The sequence below is a fragment of the Sphingomonas sp. 10B4 genome, from assembly GCF_035019905.1.
Lineage (GTDB): Bacteria > Pseudomonadota > Alphaproteobacteria > Sphingomonadales > Sphingomonadaceae > Sphingomonas > Sphingomonas glacialis.
The window spans coordinates 1-7,079 of record NZ_JASJVC010000113.1; the positions used below are offsets into that span (position 1 = coordinate 1).

Consider the following 7,079-nt stretch of genomic DNA (forward strand, 5'->3'; position numbering starts at 1 on the left):
CAGGCCATGATCATGGTCGCCATGGGCGGACTCATGCTACGCAGAAACGCCCATCCGTGATTTTCCAAACGGACTCTAAGAAGCCAGAACGCCGGCTGCCTAAGCAGAGCTCGTATCGGCGTCCGGCGCCCCAAAGCCTCTGATCCAGAAGGCAGACGCTCAGATGATATCCAGACCCCTGCTTCGGCTATCCGCGCGTGTGCGCTTATGATCCCAGATGACCCTACTTCTCAAGAGGTGGCACTTGCGGGTGCCGTGCGTAGCAATGCCGAAATGCATGAAGAACTCGGGCTGCTGATCGACGGTGCCACCAATTACGCGATCTATATGCTCGACCCGGAGGGCCGCGTGACGATCTGGAATTGCGGCGCGCAAAAGATCAAAGGCTGGACCGAAGAAGAGATAATTGGCCGTAATTATTCGATCTTTTATCCTCCCAGCGATGTCGCCGCGGGTAAACCCGCGGGAGACCTGGCACGTGCCAACGTCGAGGGCAGCATTGAGGAGGAGAGCTGGCGGATTCGCAAGGATGGTTCGGAATTTCTTGCCAGCGTGACGATCACCGCGCTGCGCGGTGAGAATGGCGCGCTGCGTGGCTTCGGCAAGGTCGTCCGCGACATCACCGACCAGAAGGCGGCCGCGGCAGCTGTCTCCCGCCGGGAACACCATCTCCGTTCGATTCTGGCGACGGTGCCGGAGGCGATGATCGTGATGAACGGAACCGGCACGGTATCTTCTTTCAGCAGCACCGCTGAAACGATGTTCGGCTACCTCGAAGCCGATGTGGTCGGCCGCAACGTCAGCATGCTGATGCCGCAGGGCGAGCGCCAAGCGCATGACGGCTATTTGAGCAGTTATCTGCAGACCGGTGTTCGCCATATCATTGGCAGTATCCGCGCTACCACGGCACTTCGCTCGACTGGCGAGGAATTTCCGATCGAGCTGTCGGTCGGCGAAGTGTCGATCGCAGGCGAACGCATCTTCACCGGTTTTATCCGCGACCTCACTTCCCGCCGCGAGGATGAGCGCAAGATGCAGGAACTTCAGTCCAAGCTGGTCCATGTCTCCCGCGTCAGCGCGATGGGGACAATGGCGTCGACGCTCGCGCATGAGATCAACCAGCCGCTGACTGCGATCGCCGCCTATCTCGAGACAAGCCGAGACATGATCGGCGAGAGCGCAGATCCGTTGCTTGCCGAAATCTCCGAAGCGCTCGACCTGGCCGCGGCCCAGACTCTGCGGGCCGGTGAAATCATCCGCCGGTTGCGGTCGTTCGTCGATGGCGGCGACACCGGATTTCGCCTGGAGCGCCTCGACGCGTTGGTAAACGAGGCGACGAGCCTTGGCCTGCTCGGAGCGCATGAAGCCGGGATCACTGTAACGATGACGATCGCGGCAGGGCTAGACCATGTCCTGGTCGATCGCATTCAGATCCAACAGGTGCTGGTCAATCTGATCCGCAATGCGATCCAAGCGATGTCGACCTCGTCGACCAAGCATCTGACGATTTCGACCGCCCCGGATCGCGAGGGTTGGGTGCGAGTGAGCGTCAGCGATACCGGTAGCGGCATCGAGGATGCGGTTCGCGAGCGTCTGTTCGAGGCATTCGCGACCACCAAGGAGAGCGGCATGGGTCTTGGCCTGTCGATTTGCCGTACTATCGTCGAAGCGCATGGCGGCCGCATCTGGGCCGACGCAGTACCTAACGGTGGCACGGTCTTCCATTTTTGCGTTCCACTCGCTGGAGAAGACGAATGACCGATACCGACCGCATCGTTCATATCGTCGACGACGACGAGGGCATCCGCCAGTCGATCGGCTTTATGCTCCGCAAGGCCGGACACTTCGTGAAGACCTATACCTCGGGCACCGAATTCCTGGCGGTCGTCGACCGCGAGATGCGAGGCTGCATTCTGCTCGACGTCCGCATGCCCGGAATCGACGGACTGGAAGTGCAGGACCGCCTGTCGTCGCATGGAATCGCACTGCCGGTTATCATGCTCACCGGCCACGGCGATGTCACGCTGGCGGTTCGCGCAATCAAGGCCGGGGCTCTGGAGTTTCTGGAAAAACCGTTCGAGCGCGCCGCGTTGCTCGCGGCGATCGACGCGGCGTTCAAGCATGCCGCGCGCGACAAGCGCGACCATGTGGCCTCTGCGGACGCGGTAGTGCGGCTCGCAGCGTTGACCCCGCGCGAGCGCGACGTGCTGGACGGCATGGTGCTCGGCCGCCCCAACAAACTGATCGCGTTCGATCTTGGTATTGCGACCCGGACCGTCGAGGTCCACCGGGCGAACCTGATGGATAAGGTCCATGCCCGCAGCCTGTCCGATGTATTGCGCATCGCGTTTGCCGCAGGGCTTGGCGAGGCGGCTTAATCGTGGCCGCACCCCTCGCTTAATACGTAAAGACAGCGCCAGGCAGAACATGCGACCCTTGAATCTTACAAGGAATTGGCATGAATATGAAGGACATTACCCCTCCGGAAAGCATCGGCGTCTCGCTCGTCGATGGCGATAACGATATCCGGCACGCGCGACAGATCATGCTGCGCTCGGAACGCTATGACGTACGATCCTATGCAACCTGCGCCGCACTCCTCGCCGACCCTCGCTCGCGTGATTATGCCTGCATCATCGTTGATATCGATATGCCCGAGGTCGATGGCCTCGAACTCCTGCGCGAGATGCGCGCCACCGGCTGGCGGGGCAAGGGCATCCTGCTAGGCGGCCTGGACCCCGAAGGCAAGCTCGCCCAGGAAGCGGCAGAAAATGGCGACAAGGTGGTCGATCGCAATATCGGCGATCGCCCCCTCGTCGCAGCGATCGCCGCATCGGTCGATCGCAGTTGGAGCAGCTGGACCGCCGCGGGATAACCACTGCCGAAGACGTTGAAGGATTAAGAGTATTCCCACCGAAACCAGGCCCGTACCCCTTTGGGGTGCCAAGCGCATGCGACTTGCCGTCGAAGCGGCCGGCATCGCGCTGTGGTCCTGGAACATGAAAAACCGACGTCAGGCACGCCAGTTAGCGGCGGACTCTGGGGATATGTCTGTGCAATGCGCACACCAAGCTATGGCAGACGGATATGCGGTGCGCATATTCGCCTTAACGGGTGCGTTAATTTAGGCCACACACGTATATATAGGCCCCGGTCTGGTAGGGATCGTCCACGCCATCCATCCTGTCTGAGCCCTGCCGATAAGGGGGTGGCCATTCACGTGATCGCGATACGCTGGCGATGAACTCTCGAGAGCATCTCGTTGAAGCCGCATATCCCGTTGACGTGCCGATACCGGCTGCTGGCCTGCCGATCCTAAAATCGGGAAGTATGCAGGCGCGGATCTGGTACGTGTTTCCCGATTCCAGACGTGCCGCCGGTTGCCCTCTACTTAAATCCCGATCCCGCCGATCCGGCGGCGAACCAGGAAATGATAATGGACCTCGAGGACGCAGAGTTTCAGTACTTGCAGGAGCGTGTGGTGCGGTCGCTGAGCATGGCGGGCACCGCGACGGGTTGCGCGCGTATGGTCCATGAGGATCTGGCCGCTCGCTACTCCGCTCGGCTCGAAACCATATTTCGGGAACATGCAGAGCAAACCGCGGTGTCGATCATTACAGAACAACCAAATTCGGCTGCAGTGCCTCTGTTCGTCGACGTGATAAGATCGTTCGCGTTGCCTCCGATGATGCAGCAGCCGAGATGATCGTGCGGTGTCTCGCTGTGCTGCTCGCGCTTGCTGGCACGACGGCCGCCGTCGGACAGGCCCTGCCTGTAGCGGTCGACGGACAGATCGAACACATGAAGCCGGGCGAGTTCCTATGGGCCCCCCAGATCGCGCCCGAGGGTCCCGTTACCGTGATTGTCAGTCTGAAGACGCAGCGCGCTTATGCCTATCGCAACGGCGTGCCGATTGGAGTTTCGACGATTTCCAGCGGTACTCGCGGCCACGCGACCCCGACCGGCGTATTCACCGTTCTGCAAAAAGCGGTGGATCATAAGTCTAACCTCTACTCCGACGCGCCGATGCCGTTCATGCAGCGTCTCACATGGGGCGGCATTGCGATGCATGGCGGCAATCTTCCCGGATATCCGGCATCGCACGGCTGCATCCGCCTGCCCCGGGCGTTCGCCAAACTGCTGTATGGGATAACGCGTCTCGGCATGACCGTGGTCATCACCGACGATGCCGCGGTGCCGGTTGCCGTGCCCACCCCGCCGCTCCTCTCCGGGGCCGCCGAAGCAGCCGCTCGCCCCTTCGTCTGGCACCCGGAGCGCGCCCCGAGCGGCCCGGTTTCAATCGTCGTAAGCGGCCGCGACCGGCGGCTGATCGTCCTGCGCAACGGTGTCGAGATCGGCTCCAGCGCAATCGCGATCGATGGTCCGGTGACAGTGACCGAAGCCTTCACGCTTGGCACGAAGGACGCCAGCGGCGCACACTGGCTCCGCCTGCCGCTGCCTGGACAGGCACTAGGTGCCTCGGCCGAACTGTCGGCGCAGGACGAGGCAAGAGGACACCTCCCGCCAGGCTTCGGCGCATTGTTGGAAACGGTCCTCACGCCCGGCACGACCTTCCTGATCACCCGCGATACGCTGAAGGACGCCGGCACCGGTAATCCCATCACGGTCATCGCCGCCGATGGACCATAAGGCCGACCGATCACCGGCGGACGGCCGTCATTCCTGATTGATAAGCACATTTTCCGCATTTAATGCGTGGCGCTATGCCAGAGCGGTGCCGCAAAGGTGTGGATAGGCGTCGAAATCGATCCCCGTCTATTTGCGGCACAGATATTTGAAAACGCGAGAGAGTATTTGGTCTGATGTGATCCCGATCGGCGCCGATTAAGACCCCCGCCAACCTAGATTTTGCTAATCTTTACAGTCACTTAATTCGACCTCGGCGGGGTTCGCGCTTGGACGCCTATCCAGAGCACGGGCTGCAGGCGCAGGTCGCCGAGATCGCCGCGATGGCCCGTGCGGTCGCCGACCGCACGGGCGCTATCGAAATACTCGTCTGCGTCCCCGCAACGCTGATCACTTTGGCGGTGCAGGCGGCCGGCAGCTCGATCGAAGTCGGCGCCAAGGACTGCAGCGCCGAGGAAGCGGGCCCTTTCACCGGCGACATCGATGCTGAGATGCTGCGCGACGCAGGTGCTACGAGCGTGATCCTCGGCCACTCCGAGCGCCGCCACGGGCATCACGAAACCGACGCGATGGTAGCTACCAAGGTGACAGCGGCGTGGCAACACGGTCTTGCGACAATCGTCTGCATCGGCGAGACTGCGGCGCAGCGACACGCTGGCAACGCGCTGAAGGTCTTCGGCGATCAGCTGGCGGCGAGCCTGCCCGACATACCAGCCAATGCGGATACCTCGATCGCCTATCAGCCGCTCTGGGCGATTGGTTCCGGCACGACGCCGACGCGCGAGCAAATCGCCGAAGTCCTCGCGCACATATTCGGCACCGCCGTTACCGATATCCGATCGACCGAGGCTTGGACGATAGCAGTCCAAACGAAACGATCCGGCGTTTGAGCGAGAAAAATGGCATTCTGCGTACAATTGCCACGACACGGAAGAACGTCACACCGAGTCCAATCCTTATTACCGTCTTGCTGATCACACTCTTAGTTATGACCATGGGCACCTGTTGGTTTGGCCTCCTGCGCTGACCGCATAGCTGCCCGCCGCCGTCGTGCTACATTAGGGTCGGGCCCGTATGTACGTGACCGGTGCATCCCGATTTAACCCGGACATTGGGGGGCGCTCATGGCTGTGCGAACAACCCCTAGCCAACGCGCTCAGGATCGAGCGCGAGACTATCGGCGGCAGCGCTGAGATGACCGCATCAAGTGCGCTAGGCCGTAGACTCATAAGCGCGGAGCCACAGCCGTATTGAGGCGAGTTGGACCATCGCGAGGAAGTTCCCGGCGAGCTTGTCGTAGCGGGTGGCGACGCGCCGGAAGTGCTTGAGCTTGCTGAAGAAGCGCTCGACGAGGTTGCGCTCGCGATAGAGGACTTTGCTGAAGCAGGGTTTCCATTTGCGATTGGCTTTGGCGGGGATGTTCGGCACCGCGCCTTGCGCCTCGATCAGATCGCGGATCCCGTCGGCGTCATAAGCTTTGTCGGCCAGGACGATGGTGCGGGGATCGAGGCGATCCAGCAGCCTGTATGCGGCGGGCCCATCGTGCGCCTGACCTGCTGTCAGGCTGAGCCGGATCGGGAGCCCTTGCGCATCGACGACCGCATGGATCTTGGTCGTGAGACCACCTCGGGAGCGCCCGAGGCAGTGATCCAGCCCCCCCTTTTTGCCGTCGCAGCCTGCTGGTGCGCCCGGATGGAAGTGCTGTCGATCATCTGGATGTCGCCGTCGTACGCCGCCGTGATGGCGTCCATCAGCCGGTCCCAAACGCCGGCTTTGCGCCACCGCGAAAAGCGGTTGTAGCAGGTGGTGCGCGGGCCATATCGCTCGGGAAGATCGCGCCACGGCGCGCCCGACCGCAACACCCAGAAGATCCCGTTCAACACTCGACGATCATCAACGCGCGCGACGCCTCTCGGCTTGTTGGGCAACAGCGGCTCGATCACACGCCACTCAAAGTCGGTCAGATCATATCGGCTCATACCGAGCCTGAACCAGAAAAGCCCGATCCTGGGAATCCCGCTTATGGGTTCACGGCCTAGTCGGGCGGGGGTCGCGCCTGAAATATCTGCCCCCCCCCCCGTTGGGACTTACCAGTCCCGCAGACCGCCATGTAGTCCGGCAAAGCCACTACCATGTCGCGGCAGCTTTCCGGTACGCATACGCAGCGATCCCACATTTGCTGCAGAGCTAAGGCAACATCGTCAACGTATGCTGCCACGGTCGCGGATCCCCCTCTTGCACTTGTACGACTTCGAACGCCCGAGGTTCGGGATAATGACGTGGTGATGTGATGGAGGTGCTAGGTTGCGGCCGCTGTAATTCGGACCTGCACGACGCTTCAACGACCGGAGCGGTGTGAACCGTCCCGGGTTTCCTAGAGGCTATTTGGTTTGAGTCATGCAACCATATCCAGGTTCTCAAGGGCTGCATAG

The 7,079-nt window shown here is 61.5% G+C and carries 7 protein-coding genes; 6 read left to right on the top strand and 1 reads right to left on the bottom strand.

Annotated features, from left to right (window positions below; all coding sequences use genetic code 11):
- Positions 1 to 273 precede the first annotated feature (273 nt).
- The 6 genes from QN347_RS18345 to QN347_RS18370 all read left to right on the top strand — a co-directional run bounded on the left by QN347_RS18345 (position 274) and on the right by QN347_RS18370 (position 5,537).
- Positions 274 to 1,758 (top strand): PAS domain S-box protein, encoded by a 1,485-nt coding sequence (locus QN347_RS18345; RefSeq protein ID WP_322161059.1) that lies wholly within the window; start codon positions 274 to 276, stop codon positions 1,756 to 1,758.
- Entirely contained in the window at positions 1,755 to 2,378 is a 624-nt protein-coding gene (locus tag QN347_RS18350; protein ID WP_322161061.1) for a response regulator transcription factor, read from the top strand. Before QN347_RS18345 ends, QN347_RS18350 begins: the two co-directional genes overlap by 4 nt.
- 80 nt (positions 2,379 to 2,458) lie before the next feature.
- Positions 2,459 to 2,875 (top strand): response regulator, encoded by a 417-nt coding sequence (locus QN347_RS18355; protein ID WP_322161063.1) that lies wholly within the window; start codon positions 2,459 to 2,461, stop codon positions 2,873 to 2,875.
- Between the two features lie 561 nt (positions 2,876 to 3,436).
- Positions 3,437 to 3,706: a hypothetical protein gene (locus tag QN347_RS18360; protein WP_322161065.1), complete on the top strand. Its 270-nt coding sequence runs from the start codon at positions 3,437 to 3,439 to the stop codon at positions 3,704 to 3,706.
- A 17-nt stretch (positions 3,707 to 3,723) separates the two neighbouring features.
- Positions 3,724 to 4,650, top strand: a complete 927-nt coding sequence (locus QN347_RS18365) for a L,D-transpeptidase (RefSeq protein ID WP_322161067.1) — start codon at positions 3,724 to 3,726, stop codon at positions 4,648 to 4,650.
- A gap of 266 nt (positions 4,651 to 4,916) precedes the next feature.
- The gene (locus tag QN347_RS18370) at positions 4,917 to 5,537 is read left to right on the top strand and encodes a triose-phosphate isomerase (RefSeq protein WP_322161069.1); all 621 of its coding nucleotides are present in this window, start codon (positions 4,917 to 4,919) and stop codon (positions 5,535 to 5,537) included.
- Positions 5,538 to 5,859: 322 nt separating this feature from the next.
- Here QN347_RS18370 and QN347_RS18375 read toward each other — a convergent pair.
- A protein-coding gene (locus QN347_RS18375) for an IS5 family transposase (RefSeq protein ID WP_416194469.1) occupies positions 5,860 to 6,626 on the bottom strand; the annotation gives its coding sequence in 2 pieces (ribosomal slippage) (positions 5,860 to 6,299 and positions 6,299 to 6,626; 768 coding nt in all).
- Positions 6,627 to 7,079: the final 453 nt, after the last annotated feature.